The sequence below is a fragment of the Microbacterium sp. UBA1612 genome, assembly GCF_002321605.1.
In the GTDB taxonomy this organism is placed as follows: Bacteria; Actinomycetota; Actinomycetes; order Actinomycetales; family Microbacteriaceae; genus Microbacterium; species Microbacterium luteum.
The window spans coordinates 72,549-91,220 of the sequence record NZ_DCMW01000003.1; the positions used below are offsets into that span (position 1 = coordinate 72,549).

Here is an 18,672-nt window from a genome sequence, read left to right on the forward strand (position 1 = left end):
CAATCGGGGGGCGCGATGCCGCGTTTGTCTGCGATGCACAAACACGCCGCCGCTCAGCCTACCGTCCTGCCGGGACGGTGACTCCGATGCGCCGGTCGTGGTGGTTCTCCACCCTAGACTGGACGACCTGGGGCCTTTAGCTCAGCTGGTAGAGCGCCACGTTTACACCGTGGATGTCGTCGGTTCGATCCCGGCAGGGCCCACCACCGGGCGCCGCTTCGGGCGGGTGACCTATGTTGGTCGGGTGAAGGCTTCTCCCCGCGATCAGCGCGCGCTCCTCGACCTGGCCGAGCTCGACTCCCGCATCCGGCGAGCCGAAGCGGCACGTGCAAGCCCGCCGCACGCCGCTCGGGTGAAGGAGCTGTTGGCGGAGCGTCAGGCGCGCACTCAGGAGCTGGCCGCCCTTCTCGGCACGCGAGATGACCTGCAGGCCGAGATCGGCCGCATCGAAGCCGACGTCGCCGTCGTCGACGCGCGGCGCGTGCGCGACACCGAGCGTCTGGCCGCGACCTCGAACGTGAAGGAAGCGCAGGGGCTGGAGAGCGAGCTCGCCTCCCTCGCCCGCCGCAAGAGCGACCTGGAGGACGCCGAACTCGCCGTGATGGAGCAGCTCGAGGACGCTCAGGCCGCCGTGACGGCCGCAGAGGGGATGATCGCGCGGACCAATGCGGAGGGCGCGGAGCTGAGCGCCGCCGGGAAGGCCGCCGTGGAAGCGGCGACCGCCGACGCCGCCACCGCCACCCGCGATCGGGCTGCGGTGGCGGCCGGGATCGCCGATGATCTCGTGGCGCAGTACGACCGGCTCGCGATCCGCAACGCCGGAGCGGGACTGCTGACCCGCAACACCTGCGGCGGCTGTCATATGGTTCTCTCGGGCACCGACCTGGCGGAGGTGCGACGCGCCGCGGACGACGACGTCGTGCTGTGCCCCGAGTGCGGATGCATCCTGGTGCGCACGGAGGAGTCGGGCCTGTGAGCGCTTCGATCGTCCAGCAGAGGAGCCCTCGCGGGAAGATCCGGCGTCCCGACGAGGCCACGGGCCACGGTGAGAGCCGCCGACACGGCCTCGGCTGACCCCGGCCCGCTCGCCCCCATCACCTGGGCGGTCGTCGGCGATCACGACCAGCGTGTGGTGGTCGTGGATCTCGACGCGGATGCGGGTGAACGACGCCGGGTGTCGCTGGCTCCAGGTGAGTTCGCGGACCACGTCGTCCAGCGCGAGCTCGCCTCGGCCCCGCGGTGGGTGTGGGACGACACGGCTCGGCGATACCCGCCGCTGCTGGCCGCCGGGGTGCGTGTCGCCCGGTCGCACGATCTGCGGCTCAGCCACCGGATCCTCGCGTGCAGCGCGGACATCGCCGCGCCCGGTGCCCTGCGTGCCGCAGCGGAATGGGAGGGCGGACCGTCGCCCGCGGTGGCTGCCGCCGCGGCGACGCTGTTCGAGCTCGCTGCTCCGACGGATACGACCGGTGACATCGCTGCGACCCTCGCCGAATTCCGCCGGCAGCGCGGGGCGCTGTCGACCGCGCGCGCTGGTTCCGGGCTCCACCTGCTCGCCGCCGCGGAGTCGGCGGGCGCTCTGCTTGCGGCCGAGATGCATGCCGCCGGGCTCCCCTGGGATCAGGCGCGCCATGACGCCGTGCTCGAGGCCGAACTCGGCGCTCGTCCGCCCTCGGGTGCGCGACCCTCGCAGCTGGAGCTGCTCGCTCAGCGTCTGCGCGAGCAGCTCGACGATCCGACCCTCAACCCCGACTCCGCGGTCAGGCTCCTCCGCGCGCTGCATCGGAGGGGGATCGCGGTCGAGTCGACGAGCCGATGGGAGCTCGAGCGCGTCGAGCACGAGGTGGTTCCGACGCTCCTGGAGTACAAGCGCCTCGCGCGGCTCTGGTCGGCGAACGGCTGGGCGTGGTCGGACGAATGGGTCTCGGCGGGTCGCTTCCGTCCCGTGTACATTCCGGCGGGAGTCGTGACCGGGCGCTGGGCCTCCGCCGGCGGGGGAGCGCTGCAGATTCCGCGCGGACTCCGCTCGGCTGTCCGCGCCGATCCGGGGTGGTGTCTGGTCGTGGCCGACGTCGCGCAGCTCGAGCGGCGCGTCCTGTGCGGCATGTCGAGGGATGCGGCCCTCGCGGAGGCGTCGCGCGGTCGTGACCTCTACGAGGGCATCGTCGCCGACGGCGCGGTCGCCACCCGGGACGACGCGAAGGTCGCCATGCTCGGGGCGATGTACGGGGCGACGACGGGCGAGAGCGGACGGCTCATGCCGAGGTTGCGACGTACGTACCCGCGCGCGATGGCGATGGTCGATGCGGCCGCACGTCGTGGCGAGGACGGCGCGCCCGTCTCGACGTCATGGGGACGGACCACGCCCGATGCCGGCGCGACGTGGCGGGCGACGCAGGCACGCGCTAGCGAGGCGGACGCGTCGACCGCGGACATCCTGCGCGCCAAGCGCGCCTCTCGCGACCGCGGGCGCTTCACTCGGAACTTCATCGTCCAGGGAACGGCCGCGGAGTGGGCGCTGGCGTGGTTGGCCGACCTTCGCACACGGTTGACCGCGTTCCCCGAGGCCGCGACCGCCGCTGCCGCATCCGGACCGGTGTTCGCCCGTCGACCGCACATCGCGTTCTTCCTGCATGACGAGGTGATCGTGCACTGTCCACGGGAGCACGCGGAGGAGGTCGCTGAGGCGGTCCGCGACGCGGCTGCCGCAGCCGGCCGGTTGCTGTTCGGCGACTTTCCCGTCGACTTCCCGCTCGAGGTGCGCATCGCCGACTCTGCGCAGAAGGGCTGACGACGGCGATAGGATCGCTGCAGCGAATGGGTCGGCCGGACGGTCGCGTTGCGCGCGTCGCACCGAGGAACGTCCGGGCTCCACAGGGCAGGGCGGTGGGTAACACCCACCCGGAGCGATCCGCGAGACAGTGCCACAGAGAGCAGACCGCCGGGCATGCCCGGTAAGGGTGAAAGGGCGGTGTAAGAGACCACCGGGGTCGTGGTGACACGACCCGCACGGCAAACCTCGCCCGGAGCAAGGCCAGACAGGGGATGATGACGCGGCCCGCCGAGTCCCCGGGTAGGCCGCTGGAGCGTCACGGCAACGTGACGCCGAGAGAGATGACCGTCGATGGGGCGCGAGCCCCGGAACAGAACCCGGCGTACAGGCCGGCCCATTCGCCTCAGTTCACCGCGAGCGACGCCGCACCGATGATGCCGGCGTTGTTGCGGTGCACAGCGGGAACGATCGGAGTCCTGATGTCCAGCAGCGGCAGGAACTGCTCGGAGTGCTTGGAGACGCCGCCGCCGACGACGAAGAGATCGGGGCTGAAGAGGAACTCGATGTGGCTGTAGTACCACTGCAGCCGCGCCGCCCACTTCTTCCAGGACAGCTCGTCCCGTTCCATCGCCGAGTACGCCGCATAGGCCTCGGCGTCCTTGCCGTGCTTCGCGCGGTGCACGTGTCCGAGCTCGCTGTTGGGGATCAGCACGCCGTCGTAGATCATCGCCGACCCGATCCCGGTTCCGAGCGTGGTGAGGATGGTGAGTCCGTCGACGCCCTTCGCCGCTCCGTAGCGCACCTCGGCGATCCCGGCGACGTCGGCATCGTTGGCGAAGTGGATGTCGCGCCCGAGTCCCTTCTCGAAGAACGCCTCGGCTTCGAACCCGATCCATTCGTCCGACACGTTCGCGGCCGACAGTGTGCGACCGGACTTCACGATGGCGGGGAAGGCGACACCGAGGGGGAGGGCCTCGTCCGAGACGCCGAGCTCGTCGAGGACGACGGTGACCGCGTCGAGCACGTCTTGGGGCTTGGCCCCCTTCGGGGTGGACACCTTCACCCGATCGCTGAGGAGTTCGCCGCGCTCGAGATCGACGATGCCGCCCTTGATGCCTGTGCCGCCGATGTCGACGCCTATCGCCCGGGTGCTGTTCGCTGCCATGTCTTCACCCTATCCAGGCCCGGACACCGCTTCAGTAGGATCAAGACAGAGGTGTCACCGAGGCGCTCGCGAACCGGAGGAGGCGGCCATGTCCGGCGGCGAAGAGAAGTTCTGGTACAACCTGACGACCGGGCAGGTCGAGCGAGGCCACGTCTCGCCGGCGGTCGACCGCGCCGGCCCGTTCGACACGGCCGAGGATGCCGCGCGGGCGCCGGAGCTGCTGAAGGAGCGCTCGCGCGCCTGGGCCGAGGACGAAGCCCGCGACGACGCCTGGGGCGCGACCGGAACCGGCGCCGACGACAAGTAGTCTGGCAGTCAGCCAACCGACGTCCAGCGGAGGGAAAGTCATGGACAAGCAGCGCGATTTCGTCCTGCGCACGATCGAGGAGCGAGGCGTCAAGTTCGTCCGGCTCTGGTTCACCGACGTGATCGGCACGCTCAAGTCGGTGGCGATCGCCCCCGCGGAGGTCGAGGGGGCCTTCAACGAGGGTCTCGGCTTCGACGGCTCCGCGATCGAGGGGCTCACGCGCACCTACGAATCGGATCTGCTGGCGCACCCCGATCCCACGACGTTCCAGACGCTTCCGTGGCGAGGCGAGATCGACCCGACCGGTCGGATGTTCTGCGACATCACCACCCCCGACGGTCAGCCCGCGGTGGCCGACCCGCGGTACGTGCTCAAGCGGTCTCTGGCGAAGGCAGCCGATGCGGGCTTCACCTTCTACACGCATCCGGAGATCGAGTTCTACCTGCTGAAGTCGTCGCGCTACGGGACGGAGGGCCCGGAACCGGTCGATTCGGCCGGCTACTTCGACAACGTGCCGGGCGGCACGGCGCACGATTTCCGTCGTCGTTCCGTGCGCATGCTGGAGGACCTCGGGATCTCCGTGGAGTTCAGCCACCACGAGGGCGGACCGGGTCAGAACGAGATCGACCTGCGGTACGCCGATGCCCTCACGACCGCCGACAACATCATGACGTTCCGCACGGTGATCAAGGAGGTCGCCATCGAGCAGGGCGTCTACGCGACGTTCATGCCGAAGCCGCTCGGCGGCAAGCCGGGAAGCGGGATGCACACCCACATGTCGCTCTTCGAGGGCGACACGAACGCGTTCTACGAAGAGGGCGGTCAGTATCAGCTCTCCAAGGTCGGGCGGCAGTTCATCGCGGGGCTGCTGCGCCACGCCAACGAGATCTCGGCGGTCACGAACCAGTTCGTCAACTCCTACAAGCGTCTGTGGGGCGGCGACGAGGCCCCGAGCTTCATCTGCTGGGGGCACAACAACCGCTCCGCCCTCGTGCGCGTACCGATGTACAAGCCGAACAAGGGTCAGTCCTCACGCGTGGAGTATCGCGGCATCGACTCGGCGGCCAATCCGTACCTGGCGTACGCCCTGATGCTCTCGGCGGGCCTCAAGGGCATCGAGGAGGGGTACGAGTTGCCTGCCGAGGCCGAGGACAATGTGTGGTCGCTGACGGACTCCGAGCGTCGCGCGCTCGGCTATGCGCCGTTGCCGACGAGTCTCGACCACGCCCTGGAATACATGGAGGAGTCTGAGCTGGTGGCCGAGACCCTCGGCGAGCAGGTCTTCAACTACGTGCTGCTGAACAAGCGCCGCGAGTGGCAGGAGTACCGCTCGCAGGTCACGCCGTACGAGTTGAAGAGCAACCTCGAGATGCTCTGACGCCGGCTCCATGGCCCGCGATCGCTCCACGACCCTGACCGGTCTCGCGCGCGTCGGCTTCAGCCGCCTGACGGAGGCCGATGCGGACCTCTCCGAACTCGAGCAGCTCATCGACGTGCCCTGGGAGGAGCTCCGCGACGCCGCGTCGGACGCGGCCGATCCCGATGTCGCCGTCTCGGCGATCCTCTTCATCGCGCGACGAGATCCCGCCGCCGTGCGGGCGCTTCGTGCGAGCGAGAACGGGTGGCGTGCCCTGTGGGCGCTCCTGGGTGCGTCGTCCGGATTCGGGGATTTCTTCCTCCGCCATCCAGAGGAGCTCGCCGAGCTGGCGCATGCCGGCACGAGCCTGCCGACCGACATCGAGATGCGGAGGGAGCTGCTCGCCGCGGTCGGAGAAGAGGACGGCTTCGCTCGCGACGGCAGTGAGAGCTGCTGGGTTGCACTGCGGGTGCGGTATCGGCGCATGCTCGCCAAGATCGCCGCTTTCGACCTGCTGAGTCCCTCGCCCGTCGACCAGGTCCCGTTCGTCGCCGGCCGGCTGGCGGACGCAGCGGCGGCCGCACTCGAGGCGTCGCTGTGTGTCGCTCGCACACGGGTGTCGTCGACGGGGCCGGCTTTCCCGCGCGAGCATGTGGCGGCGACCCAGCTCGCGGTCATCGGCATGGGCAAAACGGGGGCGCGCGAGCTGAATTACGTCAGCGACGTCGACGTCATCTTCGTCGGCGGCGCAGCGGACGGGCTCCGCGAGGAGGTGGGGGAGAGCCGGGTGATCGACATCGCGACCCGGCTGGCGGTTCAGACCATGCGCGGCGTGTCCGAGATGGAGGTCGAGCCTCCTCTGTGGGAGGTCGACGCGAACCTCCGCCCCGAGGGGAAGCAGGGAGCGCTGGTGCGCACCCTGGAGTCGCACCTGTCGTACTACGACCGGTGGGCGGCGAGCTGGGAGTTCCAGGCGCTGCTGAAAGCGCGCGCGATCGCGGGCGACGAGGCGCTCGGCGATGCGTACGTTAACGCGGTCGGGCCGAAGGTGTGGACGAGCGCCGCGCGCGAGAACTTCGTCGACGGCGTGCAGCGCATGCGTGAACGTGTGACCGACCACATCCCGAACGACGAAGTCGCCCGCCAGATCAAACTCGGCCCCGGCGGGATCCGGGACATCGAGTTCACCGTGCAGCTGCTGCAGCTGGTCCATGGACTCTCCGACCACGGGATCCGGCAGCGGAGCACCCTCGCGGCCCTCGACGCCCTCGTCGCGGAGGGGTACATCGGCCGCGCCGAAGCCGCCGCCTTCTCGCGTGACTACCGGATGCTCCGGCTGCTCGAGCATCGCGTGCAGCTGCGCCACCTGCGCCGCACCCACCTGATGCCCGAAGACGCCGAGGGACTGCGTTCCCTGGCTCGGGCGACCGGACTCGGGGACACCGGCGATTCCGTCCTGCGGATCTGGGAATCGGTCAAGCGCGAGGTTCGCGACATCCACGTGCGGCTGTTCTACCGTCCGCTGCTGTCGGCGGTGGCCGCTCTCCCCGAAGAGGAGCGCTCCCTCTCGCCGGAGCAGGCGAAGGATCGGCTGGCGGCCATCGGATTCCGCGACCCCGGTGGCGCGCTGCGTCACATCGGGGCGCTCACGACGGGACTCAGTCGCAAGTCGCAGATCCAGCGGCACCTCATGCCGGTCATGCTCCGCTGGTTCGCCGACGGCGTCGACCCCGACTACGGGCTGATCGCCTTCCGTCGTCTCAGCGAGAGGCTGGGGGACTCGCCCTGGTTCCTGCGCATGCTGCGCGACTCCGCGGGAGCTGCCGAAGACCTCACGCGTGTGCTCTCGGGCTCCCGCTATGTCGGTGAACTGATGGAATGGATCCCCGAGTCGGCGGCGTGGCTCGATGACGGCGGGGCTCTCCGTCCGCGGTCCGGGGTCGCTCTCCAGGAGGAAGCGCGCGCGATACAGACCCGTCACGACAACGTCGAAGACGCGATGCACTCCGTCCGGGCGCTCCGCCGCCGCGAGATGCTGCGGACCGCCATGGGAGGAATCCTCGGCGTGCTCACGATCGAGGAGATCGCGGACACCCTCACCACGATCAGCGAAGTGAGCATCCAGGCCACCCTGCGCGCGGTGCGCCGGGAGGTCGTTCCACCGGAAGACGACGCGCTCGATTTCTCGATCATCGCGATGGGTCGCTTCGGGGGGCGGGAGCTCGGCTTCGGATCCGACGCGGACGTCATGTACGTCTACCGACCGAACGGGCTCGACCCTCAGCGAGCGCATCAGCTTGCGCAGGCGCTCGTCCAGGGACTTCGGCGGCATTCCGAGGACCATCGTCTCCCGCTCGACCTCGACGCGGACCTGCGCCCGGAGGGGCGCAACGGCCCGCTCGTACGATCCCTGGAATCGTATGCCGAGTACTATCGTCGATGGTCGCTGTCGTGGGAGGCGCAGGCGCTGCTGCGGGCACGGGGGATCGCGGGAAGTGTCAAGCTCATCCGCGCCTTCACCGAACTTGCCGACGAGGTGCGCTATCCCGCGCACGCGGACCAGCAGGGGCTTCGTGAGATCAAGCGGATCAAGGCGCGGGTCGAGAGTGAGCGGCTGCCCCAGGGGGTGGACCCGGCTCGTCACCTCAAGCTCGGCCCGGGCGGCCTGAGCGACGTGGAATGGCTGGTGCAGCTCCTGCAGCTGCAGCACGCGCACGCGGTACCGGCCATGCGCACCACCTCGACGCTCGACGCCCTGCACGCCGCACGCGAGGCGGGCCTCGTGTCGGCGGTCGCGACCGAGCGTCTGGCGGCGTCCTGGCGTCTGGCGAGCCGGCTGAGGTCCGCCAACACGCTGCTCTCGGGACAGACCAGCGACGTGCTGCCGACGGACAGATCCAAGCTCGACGGCATCGGGCGTCTGCTCGAGATGCCGCCCCACAGCGCCAGTCTTGTCGAGGAGGAGTGGGTGCGCACCGCCCGACGCGCCCGTCGCACGTTCGACACGCTCTTCTACGGTTGAGCGTCGCTCGCGACGCGGCTCGGCACGACGACGGCCCCCGGGATGCACCCGGGGGCCGTCGTCCGTCACGCGGTCTGCGTCACACGCCGAAGTAGAGCTCGAACTCGAACGGGTGCGGTCGCTGTGCGATCGGCTGGATCTCGTTCTCGATCTTGTACTCGATCCACGTCTCGATCAGCTCGGGAGTGAACACGCCACCGGCGAGGAGGAACTCGTGGTCGTTGCGCAGGGCCTCGAGCGAGTCCAGCAGGGAGTTGGGGACCTGCGGGATGTTCTTGGCCTCTTCGGGCGGCAGCTCGTAGAGGTCCTTGTCGACCGGCTCGTGCGGCTCGATGCGGTTCTTGATGCCGTCGATGCCGGCCATGAGCTGCGCTGCGAACGCGAGGTACGGGTTGCCCGACGCGTCGGGGGCGCGGAACTCGATGCGCTTGGCCTTCGGGTTGGACCCGGTGATCGGGATGCGGATGGCCGCCGAGCGGTTTCCGGCCGAGTAGACCAGGTTGACCGGCGCCTCGAAGCCCTTCACCAGACGGTGGTAGCTGTTGAGCGTCGGATTGGTGAAGGCCAGAACGGCAGGAGCGTGGGCGAGGATGCCGCCGATGTACCAGCGGGCGATGTCCGACAGTCCGCCATAGCCCTTCTCGTCGTAGAACAGCGGCTGGCCGCCGTTCCAGAGCGACTGGTGGGTGTGCATGCCCGAACCGTTGTCGCCGAAGAGCGGCTTCGGCATGAACGTGGCGGTCTTGCCCCACTGGTCGGCCGTGTTCTTGACGATGTACTTGAACTTCAGGATGTCGTCCGCCGCGTGGACCATCGTGTCGAACTTGTAGTTGATCTCCTGCTGGCCGGCGGTGCCCACCTCGTGGTGAGCGCGCTCGAGCTCGAGTCCGCTGGCGATCAGGCGCAGGCTGATGTCGTCACGCAGGTCAGCCGTCTTGTCGACCGGGGAGACGGGGAAGTAACCGCCCTTGTACGGGGTCTTGTTGGCGAGGTTCCCGCCCTCTTCGGCGCGGGCGGTGTTCCACGCGCCTTCGACGGAGTCCACGGCGTAGAAGCTCGTGTTCTGCTTCACCTCGTAGCGCACATCGTCGAAGATGTAGAACTCCGCCTCCGGGGCGAAGAAGGCGGTGTCGGCGATGCCGGTCGAGGCGAGGTACTTCTCCGCCTTCTTGGCTACCTGACGCGGGTCCTTGCCGTAGATTTCGCCATTGCGCGGGTTGTAGATGTCGAAGACCATGATGAGGGTCTTCTCGTCGCGGAACGGATCGAGGTAGGCGGTCGACACGTCCGGGATGAGCTGCATGTCGGACTCGTGGATGTTCGCGAAACCGCGGATCGACGAGCCGTCGAAGAGCTGTCCGACGGTGAAGAACTCCTCGTCGACGGTCGAGGCGGGAATGTTGAAGTGCTGTTGCACACCAGGGAGATCCGTGAACCGGATGTCGAGGAACTTGACGTCCTCGTCCTTGATGAACTTCAGCACCTCGGATGAATCACTGAACATGGAGTCTCCAGAGGTAGGGCGTTCGGGAACTGCCAACCCGCGAGGGGCATGGCTTGCACGGTACCGACAGGGCGTTGCCCGGTCGTGACACCAATGTTTCGGCCAGGTTACAGGGGTCTGGGTACGCTTGTGCGGTGACAGACCAGCGATATCCCGGTGAGCGCCTGGGACTGCCCGCATCGGGGCGGGGTTCGATAGGCCGACTCGGCCGGCGTGTCGGAGCCCTGTTCATCGACTACGGGGCGGCCTACATCCTCGCCGGACTGTTCGTCACCGACCCCGATGGTCTGCCAGCCGTCTTCTCCGGCGATCCGCTCGTGATCGCGGCGATTTTCATGGCGATCCAGGTGGTGTTCGCGCCCATGCTGCAGGGCAGCCCCGGTCATCGCATCCTCGGACTGCGTCTCACCCGGATCGACGGTGCCTGGGTCGGACTGTGGCGCCCGATCGTGCGGACGGTGCTCCTGGTTCTGGTGATCCCTGCGGTGATCTGGGACGCCGATCAGCGAGGACTGCACGACAAGGCGGCCGGCACGGTCCTCGTGCGTTCCTGACTGCCCTCAGCGCGGCCGCGGTGCACGGACGCGATTGGGGTCCATGCCCTTGGGGATCGGGAGCGAGGCGAGCGACTGCGAGACCGAGTCGACGCGCTTGATGACCGCGGCCATGGTCGCGCGGTCGATCGCCTTCGGGAGCTTCTTGATCGTCGGGGCGAGCTTTGCGATCGGCACCTCGTCGTCGCCGTGTCCGACATAGAGCACCGTGATGGGCACGCCCGAGGCCACGCGCTTGATCTTGGATCGTTCGTCGCCCACGAGGCGGGTCAGGCGCCCGCGCGCGCCCTCGCCGACGATGACCACCCCACCGCGTCCGATCGCGCGATAGACCGCCTCCTGGGTCTTGGGGTTGATCCCCACCGGCATCTCGCTCGCCTGCCACCTGCGGCCGAGCGACGTCGAGATCACGTGGCCGGTCGCACCGGGCATGCCGTCGATCTGGCGGTACATCGCCTTCGTCGACAGACGTGTCATGGTCATCATGGCGGCGAGAATGCCCGCCATCAGGCCGGTGATCGCCCACAGGAGCACGCTCCACCACGCGACCGGCTGCACCAGGAAGCCGATTCCCACGCCGACGGCGGCGCCGACGACCAGAATGCCGATGAGGACATACGGCAACCAGGGGAACGCCCTGCGCGTGAAGGTGAACAGGGTGCGGAGCTGGGAGAAGAAGCCGGGTCGCTTCTCCGGAGCGGTGCTGCGGGCCATGGGACCAGGATACCTTTCGGGCGCAGCCTGGTTCGGACACGTCCTCCCCTCCACAGGGAGCGGCAGCGGAGGAGCCTTCCACAGAAGCGACGCGGGAGGAGCGCCGAATGCTCGCGAACGGAACGGTGGGAGACGTGGCCCCGTCATCCGATACCCCGCCCTCGTCTGTCCTCGCGCCCCACCTGCGCGCGGGAGCGCGGGTCGTGCGCCGCATCGACGGCGACGACACGCCGTGGCCCGGTGTGGTGGCGCGGCTGGACGACGGGGCGCCCGCGCTCGTGGTTCCGGTCGCCGCTCTGGGGCGGACGTGGCCCGGCTGGGCGCTGCGCGACCCGGCGCACGTGGTCGTACCCACGGACATCAGGCGCTCGGTCGAGGGGCATGACGCCGTCTTCCCGCTCTTCGTCGAGAGGCTGATGACCTTCCTGACCCGGCGCGGACCTCTCCTCTCCGACGGCGAGCGCGTCACGATCGCCGTCAGTGTGCTGCGCGGACTGCGGGAACTCGACGACGCAGGGGTGACGTCGCCGGGCAGTGGTTCCTGGTGGTTGACCGACGACGGCCGGCCCGGTTTCGCCCTCACCGGCGACCCGGCAACGTCAGCGGAGCGTGCCTCCGCAGACGTGCTGACCGAGCTCGGGAAAGGGGAGGGGGGACTTTCGTCGTTGGTCGAACGGACCGTGGCTTCCGTGGCCGGAGGCGTCGACGAGCGCACCGCGAGACGGCTCGAGGACGAGTGGTTCGATGCGGCGTCGCCGGAGGCCCTGGTCACGGTGGGGTTCGGTCCCCGTTCGGCCGCCGCGGCGATCGCGCCGGCTCGCGCGGATGTCACCGCCGACCTCGCCGCTTCGGAGGAGCCCGACGGTGCCGGTGTGCTCGTGAACCTCGGTCGATACGTCGACGGCGGCCTCGCGGACACGATCGGAGCGACGGTGGAGCGCGTGCGCCGAACGATGACCGGAGCGCGCTCTCGCCGTTCGACGCTCCTCTTCGCCGGAGCTGCGGCAGGTGCCGTCGTGGCGATCGGATTGCTGTGGCCGGTCGGTGCGGAGGAGCCTGCCACTGCACCGGTCGATCAGGGGGCCACCCCCGCGTCGACCGCGACCACGTCGCCGGTTCCGGCCGCCGCCGTGGGCGTGGCCGCAAACGACGACCTCGCTGTCGTGACGGCGGCGCTGCTGGAGGCGCGCATCCGCTGTGACGATGATCCCGAGTGTCTCGCAGGGGTTTACTGGTCGCCGATCACGTCGGTTCCGCCCGGCGCCGTCGACCTCGATGCGAGCGTGCGCGACGTCGAGGTGCTGGATGATTTCGGCGGCGTCGCCGTGCTTCGCGTGTCTGGACCCGAGGCACCGGATCAGGTCGTCGTCATCGCGCGCAGAGACGACTCATGGCTGCTGCGTGACGTCCATGACGTCGCACAGCAGCCATGAGTCTCGAGCGATCAGGCGCCGAGGTTGGCCTCGAACGATGCGTCCTCGAGGCGCTTCTTGACCGCCGCGAGGAAACGGGCCGCGTCTGCGCCGTCGATGGTGCGGTGGTCGTACGACAGGGCGAGGTACACGTACGACCGCACCGAGATGGCTTCCGCCCCGTCGACCGTCACCACGCCGGGGCGCTTGACGACAGTGCCCGTTCCGAGGATCGCCGACTGAGGCAGGAACACCACCGGTGTGTCGAACAGGGCGCCGCGAGAGCCGGTGTTCGTGAGCGTGAAGGTGCCCCCGGCCAGCTCGTCGGGCTTGAGCTTGTTGTCGCGCGTGCGCGCGGCGAGGTCGGCGATCTCGTGCGCGATCTGAGCGAGGTTCTTGCTCGCCGCATCGCGCAGCACGGGCGTCAGCAGGCCACGCTCCGTGTCCACCGCGATCGACACGTTCTCGGTGGCGGGGTAGACGATCTTGTCGCCGTCGACCGTGGAGTTGATGATCGGATACGTCTGCAGCGCCTCGGCCGCGGCGAGGGCGAAGAACGGCAGGAAGGACAGTTTGTCCCCGGTCTTCGCCTGGAAATCCTTCTTCACCCGGTCGCGGTACTGCGACAGCTTGGTCACGTCGACTTCCACGACCGTCGTCAGCTGCGCCGTCGACTGCATCGACGCCACAGCACGCTCGGCGAGCACCTTGCGAAGGCGCGACATCGGCTGCGTGGTGCCGCGAAGGGGCGACACCTCCACCTCGACGGGCGCCGCCTCCGCGGCAGACGTCGGGGTCGCCGGGGCCTCCGCCGCCTTCAGAACGTCCTCCTTGCGGATGCGTCCGCCCACGCCGGTTCCGGTGACGCTCGCGAGATCGACGCCCTGCTGCTGCGCGAGACGGCGCACCAGAGGCGTGACGTAGATGTCGTCGGAAGCGGACGGTGCGGCGGCAGCCTTCTCGGGAGCGGGAGCGGGCTCCGGCTCGGAGGTCTGCTCTTCGGCGGCCGGCGCGGGAGCCGGCTCCTCGGCAGGCTCGGGGGCTGACGTCTCCTCCGCGGACGCGGGCTCCTCGGGCGCGGACTCCTCGGACGGCGCTTCCGCGGGTGCAGGGGAGCCCGAGCCGATCTTGGCCAGCGGCGAACCCACGGCCACGGTCTCGTCCTCCTGCACCAGGATCTGCTGCAGCGTGCCCGCGAACGGCGACGGGATCTCGGTGTCGACCTTGTCGGTGGAGATCTCGAGCAGCGGCTCGTCGACCTCCACGTCGTCGCCGATGCTCTTCAGCCAGCGGGTCACGGTGCCTTCGGTGACGCTCTCGCCGAGTTCGGGCAGAACGACGTCCTTACCGTCCGCGTCGGACGCGGTGCTCGTGTCGTGAGCAGCCTGCTCGGGACCGGAATCCTCGGCTGCGGGCTCTTCCGCAGGTTTCGCCTCGGGCTGCGCGGGGGCCTCCGCCTGCGCGGAGTCGTCCGACGTGTCCTCGGAAGGGGCTCCGTCGCCGTCGCCGATCTTGGCGAGCACGGCGCCCACCTCGACGGTTTCGTCCTCCTGGACGAGGATCTCTTCGATGACGCCGCTGACCGGCGAGGGGATTTCGGTGTCGACCTTGTCCGTGGAGATCTCGAGAAGACCCTCGTCCTCCTGGATCGTGTCGCCGACCTGCTTGAGCCAGCGGGTCACCGTCCCCTCGGTGACGCTCTCGCCGAGCGCGGGGAGGACGACGGATGTGCTCATGTGCTTGTCTCCTTCGGAATGCCGATTGCTTCTAGCTTAGTGATGACCTCGACGCGCCGGCGTCGGATGGCTGGGGGTGTCGTGCGCAACGCTCACAGTGTGTGCAGGGGCGAACCGGCGAGGGCGAGGAGGGCCTCGCCCAGCGCCTCGCTCTGCGTGGGATGCGCGTGCAGGAACGGGGTCACATCCTCGGGGTGCGCTTCCCACCCGACGATGAGCTGACCTTCTGCGATGAGTTCCCCGACGCGATCTCCCACCATGTGGATGCCCACGACGGGGCCGTCGACGTGCCGGACGACCTTCACGATCCCCGCCGTTCCGAGGATCTCGCTCTTGGCGTTGCCGGCGAGGTTGTACTCGTAGGTGGTGATCGCGTCACCGTGCAGCGCACGCGCGGCGGCCTCGGTGAGTCCGACCGACGCCGCCTCCGGCGATGAATACGTCACGCGGGGGATGTGAGCGTCCGGGACGCGCACGGGTCGTCGACCCGCGATCCGCTCGGCGACCTGGATGCCCTGCTGGAATCCCCGGTGTGCCAACTGCGGCCCGGCGACGATGTCGCCCACCGCCCAGACGTGGTCGGCGGCGGTGCGGAGATCGTCGTCGACGACGACGAACCCGCGATCCAGGCCCACGCCGGCCGCTTCGAGCCCGAGACCGTCCGTCGCGGGCGCGCGGCCCACCGCCACCAGCAGGGCGTCCGCCGTGATCTCCGCGTCATCCGCGAGCCGCACGACCACGCGATCCTCGTCCGCGGTGACGGCGGAGACGGGCGTTCCGAGGACAGTGCGGATGCCGCGGCGCCGGAAGGCGCGCTCCAGGGTCTTGCCGATGACCTCGTCGTCGGCGGGCAGGAGCGTCGGGAGCGCCTCGATGACCGTCACGTCGGCACCGAGAGAACGCCAGAGACTGGCGAACTCGACCCCGATGACCCCGCCCCCGAGGACGGCGACGTGCGCGGGGATCTCGGGGAGCTCGAGCGCCTGCTCGCTCCCGAGGATTCGCCCGCCGATGTCGATGCCGGGGAGCGTGCGCGTGTACGAGCCGGTCGCGACGACGACATCGCGACCGCGGTAGAGGTCGTCGCCTACCCGCACTGCCGGCCCCTGCTCGAGGGTGCCGGCGCCGTGGACGACGGTGATTCCGCGGGCGGCGATCAGGCCCTGCAGGCCCTTGTGCTTCTTCGCGACGATCGCCTCGCGATACGCCGTGAGAGCGGGGACGTCCACGCCCTCCCACGTCGCTCGCACCCCGACTGCCGCTGCGTCCCTGGTGTTGTCGGCGACCTCCCCGGCGTGCAGGAGCGCCTTGGTCGGCACGCAGCCGCGGTGCAGGCAGGTCCCGCCGAGCTTGTCCTTCTCGACGATGACGACGGAGGATCCCAGTTCCGCGGCGCGAAGGGCGGCCGCGTAGCCGCCGGATCCGCCGCCCAGCACGACGAGGTCGGCCTCGTGCACGGCCATCAGCGCGTCGTTCCGGCCACGAAGCGGATCAGCGCGCGCACCGTCGCGCCGGTCGCGCCCTTGTCGGTGAATCCGTACCCACCGCCCTTGTGCCAGCCGCTGCCGGCGATGTCCAGGTGGACCCAGGGAATGCGCGGAGCGTCCTCGGCATCGCTCGCGCGACCCACGAAGCGACGCAGGAACAGGCCGGCGAAGAGCGAACCGCCCGCCGGGTCGCCGATCTTCGCGTTCTGCATGTCGGCGACGGGCGAGTCGAGCTCCTCCTCCATGTGCTCGGGAAGCGGGAGCTGCCACGCGTCCTCGCCGGTCGTCGCCGCATCCGCGAGGAAGCGGGCCACGGCGGTGTCATCGCCCATCACCCCGGTGTGCCGGTTCCCCAGGGCGACGGATATCGCGCCCGTCAGCGTCGCGACATCGACGATGAGGTCGGGGCTCTCGGCACTCGCGGCGGCGAGACCGTCCGCCAGGACCAGGCGTCCCTCGGCGTCGGTGTTCAGCACCTCGACGGTCGAGCCGTCCCGCATCGTCAGGACGTCGCCGGGTCGCGTGGCCGAGCCCGAGGGCATGTTCTCGGCGAGGCAGAGCCACGCCGTCGCGCGTACCGGCGCCCCGACGCGAGCAAGGGCCCGTACGACGGCGAGCGCGGTGGCCGCGCCGCACATGTCGTACTTCATCCCCACCATCGAAGCGGGTGGTTTGAGCGAGAGTCCACCGGTGTCGAACGTGATGCCCTTGCCGACGACCGCGACGTGGGCCGCCGCATCCGCCGGCGAGTAGTCCACACGCACGAGTCGCGGCGGCCTCGATGATCCGCGTCCGACACCGAGGATGCCGCCGAATCCGCCCTCTTCGAGGTCGGTCTCGTCGAAGACGTCGACAGACACCGGCAGGCCCGCGACGCACTCGCGCGTCCGGTCGGCGAAGTCCGCCGGGCCGAGGCGATCGGCGGGCATCGTGGACAGATCCTTCACCAGCGCCATCGCCTCGGCATCGGCGCGTACGGCCTCGAGTTCTCCACGGTCGGGACGGGTCTCGCCGTGCACGACGACGGTCGCGGCGCGTGCCGGCGGCGGAGTGCTCTTATAGGAGTCGAAGCGATAGCCGCCGAGCGTGGCGCCTTCGGCCACGGCACGCCACCCCTGGAACGCGGGAGCCGCGACGGCGACCGTGTCGAAGCCGGTGAGGGAGCGGACTCCCGCGCCGACGGCGGCACGCACATCCTGTTCCCCGGGGGACGTACCGGTGCCGACGACCGCGAGCGGGAGCCGCGTCGCCTCTGGCGCGGCGACGCGCAGATAGGACGATCGCGCACCGGTGAACCCGACCGCCTCCAGCGCGCCGTGCAGGCCGGGCCATTCGGCCAGAGCGTCGGCGGCATCGTCGAGCGGGGGGAGCGCCAGAAGGATCGCTTCGGCGTCGGACTCTCGGATCGGACTGGTTCGGAACTCGAGGTCGGGGAACGACATGGTCCCATCCTAGGGATGCGCGTGTTCGCTGTGAGCGGGACGGGGTACGCCGACGGTCGGCGCTCGCCTCGTAGCATGGACAGATGCCCCTGTCCTCGTCGCTGTTCGAGCGTTCGGCCTCTGTGCCTCCCATCCCCCGGGGACTGCCGCTGGTCATCGCCCTCACCGGCTTCACCGACGCCGGCAGTGCGTTGTCACGCACGATCGAGTACCTGCGGGATGAGATCGACCCGACTCCGGTCGCGGTCTTCACCAACGACATCCTGCTGGATTACCGCGCGCGGCGACCCGTCGTCGCGTTCGATCAGGATCACCTCGCCGACTACCGACCCCCGCGGCTGGAGTTGTCACTCGGACACGACGCGCTGGGCTCGCCGTTCCTGATGCTGGCCGGCTATGAGCCGGACTTCGCGTGGGAGGCCTTCGCCTCCGCGATCCTGGCACTGGCCGAGGAGTTCGCCGTGTCCACGGTCACGTGGGTGCACGCCATCCCGATGCCCGTCCCGCACACGCGGCCCATCGGAACCACGGTGAGCGGCACGCGGCGCGAGCTGACGGAGGCGCATTCGGTCTGGAAGCCGACCACGCAGGTGCCGGCGACGGTCGGACACCTGCTCGAGTACCGCTTCGCCGAAGGCGGCGCCGCCGTCGCGGGTTTCGTGCTACTCGTTCCCCACTATCTCGGCGACACGGAGTATCCGGCCTCCGCTCTGGCCGCCCTTGATGCGATCACCGTCGCGACCGGCCTCGTCTTCTCCGGCGACTCGCTCCGCGACGAGAACCGCGAGTATCTCGAGAAGGTCGAAGAGCAGGTCGCCGGCAGCGAGGACCTGTCTCGCATGGTCGAGAACCTGGAAGAGCGGTACGACGCCTACATGGCCGGCTCGACGCAGGCGACGCCGATCATCCACACCGGGGACCTTCCCAGCGCGGACGAGCTGGCGGCGGAGCTCGAGCGCTTCCTCGCCAACCGACCCTCGGGCGACGACGACCGATTCGGCGCGTGAGGGAATAGTCGCGTCGGTCGGCACGTTGCCATACAGGTGTCGCCCGCTGCGGGTCAAGTGCCGCCGCGGAATGTGAGACAATGGATGGAGCGACCCGTTGTCACGTCGACTGCATGCCTCTCGGTGTGCGGGACTTGACAAGGGTCTTACTAGTGTCCGAAATCGACCGGGGGGCGTCGACACGCGTCCGCC

General features: G+C 69.4%; 14 protein-coding genes, 1 tRNA gene and 1 other RNA gene. 10 read left to right on the forward strand and 6 right to left on the reverse strand.

From position 1 onward, the window contains the following. Positions 1–130 precede the first annotated feature (130 nt). The 4 genes from B3S45_RS00870 (at position 131) to rnpB (ending at position 3,174) form a co-directional block, all read left to right on the forward strand. A tRNA-Val gene (locus B3S45_RS00870) sits at positions 131–206 on the forward strand. A 38-nt stretch (positions 207–244) separates the two neighbouring features. Beyond that, positions 245–976: a zinc ribbon domain-containing protein gene (locus tag B3S45_RS00875; RefSeq protein WP_194383108.1), complete on the forward strand. Its 732-nt coding sequence runs from the start codon at positions 245–247 to the stop codon at positions 974–976. Between the two features lie 69 nt (positions 977–1,045). Then, a complete protein-coding gene (locus B3S45_RS00880) occupies positions 1,046–2,791 on the forward strand; it encodes a bifunctional 3'-5' exonuclease/DNA polymerase (RefSeq protein WP_286716888.1) in 1,746 nt (581 codons plus the stop codon). Positions 2,792–2,818: 27 nt separating this feature from the next. Further along, an RNA gene (gene rnpB / locus B3S45_RS00885) (RNase P RNA component class A) lies at positions 2,819–3,174 on the forward strand. 2 nt (positions 3,175–3,176) lie between these two features. Here rnpB and ppgK read toward each other — a convergent pair. Then, positions 3,177–3,938, reverse strand: coding sequence for a polyphosphate--glucose phosphotransferase (gene ppgK / locus B3S45_RS00890; protein ID WP_286716890.1), 762 nt, complete (start codon positions 3,936–3,938; stop codon positions 3,177–3,179). Between the two features lie 88 nt (positions 3,939–4,026). Here ppgK and B3S45_RS00895 point away from each other — a divergent pair, with 88 nt between their 5' ends. Genes B3S45_RS00895 through B3S45_RS00905 form a run of 3 tightly spaced genes read left to right on the forward strand, consistent with a single transcriptional unit; the run spans position 4,027 to position 8,624 of the window. Further along, positions 4,027–4,245 carry a hypothetical protein gene (locus B3S45_RS00895; RefSeq protein WP_071043431.1) on the forward strand — a complete coding sequence of 73 codons (219 nt, stop codon included), beginning with the start codon at positions 4,027–4,029 and terminating at the stop codon, positions 4,243–4,245. A 40-nt stretch (positions 4,246–4,285) separates the two neighbouring features. Beyond that, positions 4,286–5,623 (forward strand): type I glutamate--ammonia ligase, encoded by a 1,338-nt coding sequence (glnA, locus tag B3S45_RS00900; RefSeq protein WP_194383110.1) that lies wholly within the window; start codon positions 4,286–4,288, stop codon positions 5,621–5,623. 10 nt (positions 5,624–5,633) lie between these two features. After that, positions 5,634–8,624, forward strand: a complete 2,991-nt coding sequence (locus B3S45_RS00905) for a bifunctional [glutamine synthetase] adenylyltransferase/[glutamine synthetase]-adenylyl-L-tyrosine phosphorylase (protein WP_286716893.1) — start codon at positions 5,634–5,636, stop codon at positions 8,622–8,624. Between the two features lie 79 nt (positions 8,625–8,703). Here B3S45_RS00905 and glnA (B3S45_RS00910) read toward each other — a convergent pair whose 3' ends face one another. Beyond that, a complete protein-coding gene (gene glnA, locus B3S45_RS00910) occupies positions 8,704–10,128 on the reverse strand; it encodes a type I glutamate--ammonia ligase (protein ID WP_071043434.1) in 1,425 nt (474 codons plus the stop codon). A 134-nt stretch (positions 10,129–10,262) separates the two neighbouring features. On the opposite strand from glnA (B3S45_RS00910), the gene B3S45_RS00915 reads away from it, so the two are divergent. Continuing rightward, entirely contained in the window at positions 10,263–10,682 is a 420-nt protein-coding gene (locus B3S45_RS00915; protein WP_194383112.1) for an RDD family protein, read from the forward strand. Positions 10,683–10,688: 6 nt separating this feature from the next. On the opposite strand, the gene B3S45_RS00920 is transcribed toward B3S45_RS00915, so the two are convergent. Next, positions 10,689–11,396: a DUF4191 domain-containing protein gene (locus B3S45_RS00920; protein WP_286716896.1), complete on the reverse strand. Its 708-nt coding sequence runs from the start codon at positions 11,394–11,396 to the stop codon at positions 10,689–10,691. 107 nt (positions 11,397–11,503) lie between these two features. Between B3S45_RS00920 and B3S45_RS00925 the strand changes: the two genes are divergently transcribed. Continuing rightward, entirely contained in the window at positions 11,504–12,829 is a 1,326-nt protein-coding gene (locus B3S45_RS00925) for a hypothetical protein (RefSeq protein WP_286716898.1), read from the forward strand. Positions 12,830–12,840: 11 nt separating this feature from the next. On the opposite strand, the gene sucB is transcribed toward B3S45_RS00925, so the two are convergent. From sucB to B3S45_RS00940, 3 genes are all read right to left on the reverse strand, one after another. Then, a complete protein-coding gene (gene sucB / locus B3S45_RS00930; RefSeq protein WP_286716900.1) occupies positions 12,841–14,544 on the reverse strand; it encodes a 2-oxoglutarate dehydrogenase, E2 component, dihydrolipoamide succinyltransferase in 1,704 nt (567 codons plus the stop codon). A gap of 92 nt (positions 14,545–14,636) precedes the next feature. Beyond that, positions 14,637–16,007: a dihydrolipoyl dehydrogenase gene (gene lpdA, locus B3S45_RS00935; protein ID WP_286716901.1), complete on the reverse strand. Its 1,371-nt coding sequence runs from the start codon at positions 16,005–16,007 to the stop codon at positions 14,637–14,639. Beyond that, positions 16,007–17,473 (reverse strand): leucyl aminopeptidase, encoded by a 1,467-nt coding sequence (locus B3S45_RS00940; protein ID WP_286716903.1) that lies wholly within the window; start codon positions 17,471–17,473, stop codon positions 16,007–16,009. Before B3S45_RS00940 ends, lpdA begins: the two co-directional genes overlap by 1 nt. An 83-nt stretch (positions 17,474–17,556) precedes the next feature. Here B3S45_RS00940 and B3S45_RS00945 point away from each other — a divergent pair, with 83 nt between their 5' ends. Continuing rightward, complete coding sequence (locus B3S45_RS00945; RefSeq protein ID WP_286716906.1) at positions 17,557–18,480, forward strand: proteasome assembly chaperone family protein; 924 nt, start codon at positions 17,557–17,559, stop codon at positions 18,478–18,480. Positions 18,481–18,672: the final 192 nt, after the last annotated feature.

What these genes read in the sequence shown, in the direction of transcription:
- B3S45_RS00920 (WP_286716896.1), bottom strand. Translation starts at nt 11,396, where the DNA reads ATGGCCCGCAGCACCGCTCCGGAGAAGCGACCCGGCTTCTTCTCCCAG.
- ppgK (WP_286716890.1), bottom strand. Translation starts at nt 3,938, where the DNA reads ATGGCAGCGAACAGCACCCGGGCGATAGGCGTCGACATCGGCGGCACA.
- glnA (WP_194383110.1), top strand. Translation starts at nt 4,286, where the DNA reads ATGGACAAGCAGCGCGATTTCGTCCTGCGCACGATCGAGGAGCGAGGC.
- lpdA (WP_286716901.1), bottom strand. Translation starts at nt 16,007, where the DNA reads ATGGCCGTGCACGAGGCCGACCTCGTCGTGCTGGGCGGCGGATCCGGC.
- B3S45_RS00945 (WP_286716906.1), top strand. Translation starts at nt 17,557, where the DNA reads ATGCCCCTGTCCTCGTCGCTGTTCGAGCGTTCGGCCTCTGTGCCTCCC.
- B3S45_RS00940 (WP_286716903.1), bottom strand. Translation starts at nt 17,473, where the DNA reads ATGTCGTTCCCCGACCTCGAGTTCCGAACCAGTCCGATCCGAGAGTCC.
- B3S45_RS00925 (WP_286716898.1), top strand. Translation starts at nt 11,504, where the DNA reads ATGCTCGCGAACGGAACGGTGGGAGACGTGGCCCCGTCATCCGATACC.
- B3S45_RS00905 (WP_286716893.1), top strand. Translation starts at nt 5,634, where the DNA reads ATGGCCCGCGATCGCTCCACGACCCTGACCGGTCTCGCGCGCGTCGGC.
- sucB (WP_286716900.1), bottom strand. Translation starts at nt 14,544, where the DNA reads ATGAGCACATCCGTCGTCCTCCCCGCGCTCGGCGAGAGCGTCACCGAG.
- B3S45_RS00895 (WP_071043431.1), top strand. Translation starts at nt 4,027, where the DNA reads ATGTCCGGCGGCGAAGAGAAGTTCTGGTACAACCTGACGACCGGGCAG.
- glnA (WP_071043434.1), bottom strand. Translation starts at nt 10,128, where the DNA reads ATGTTCAGTGATTCATCCGAGGTGCTGAAGTTCATCAAGGACGAGGAC.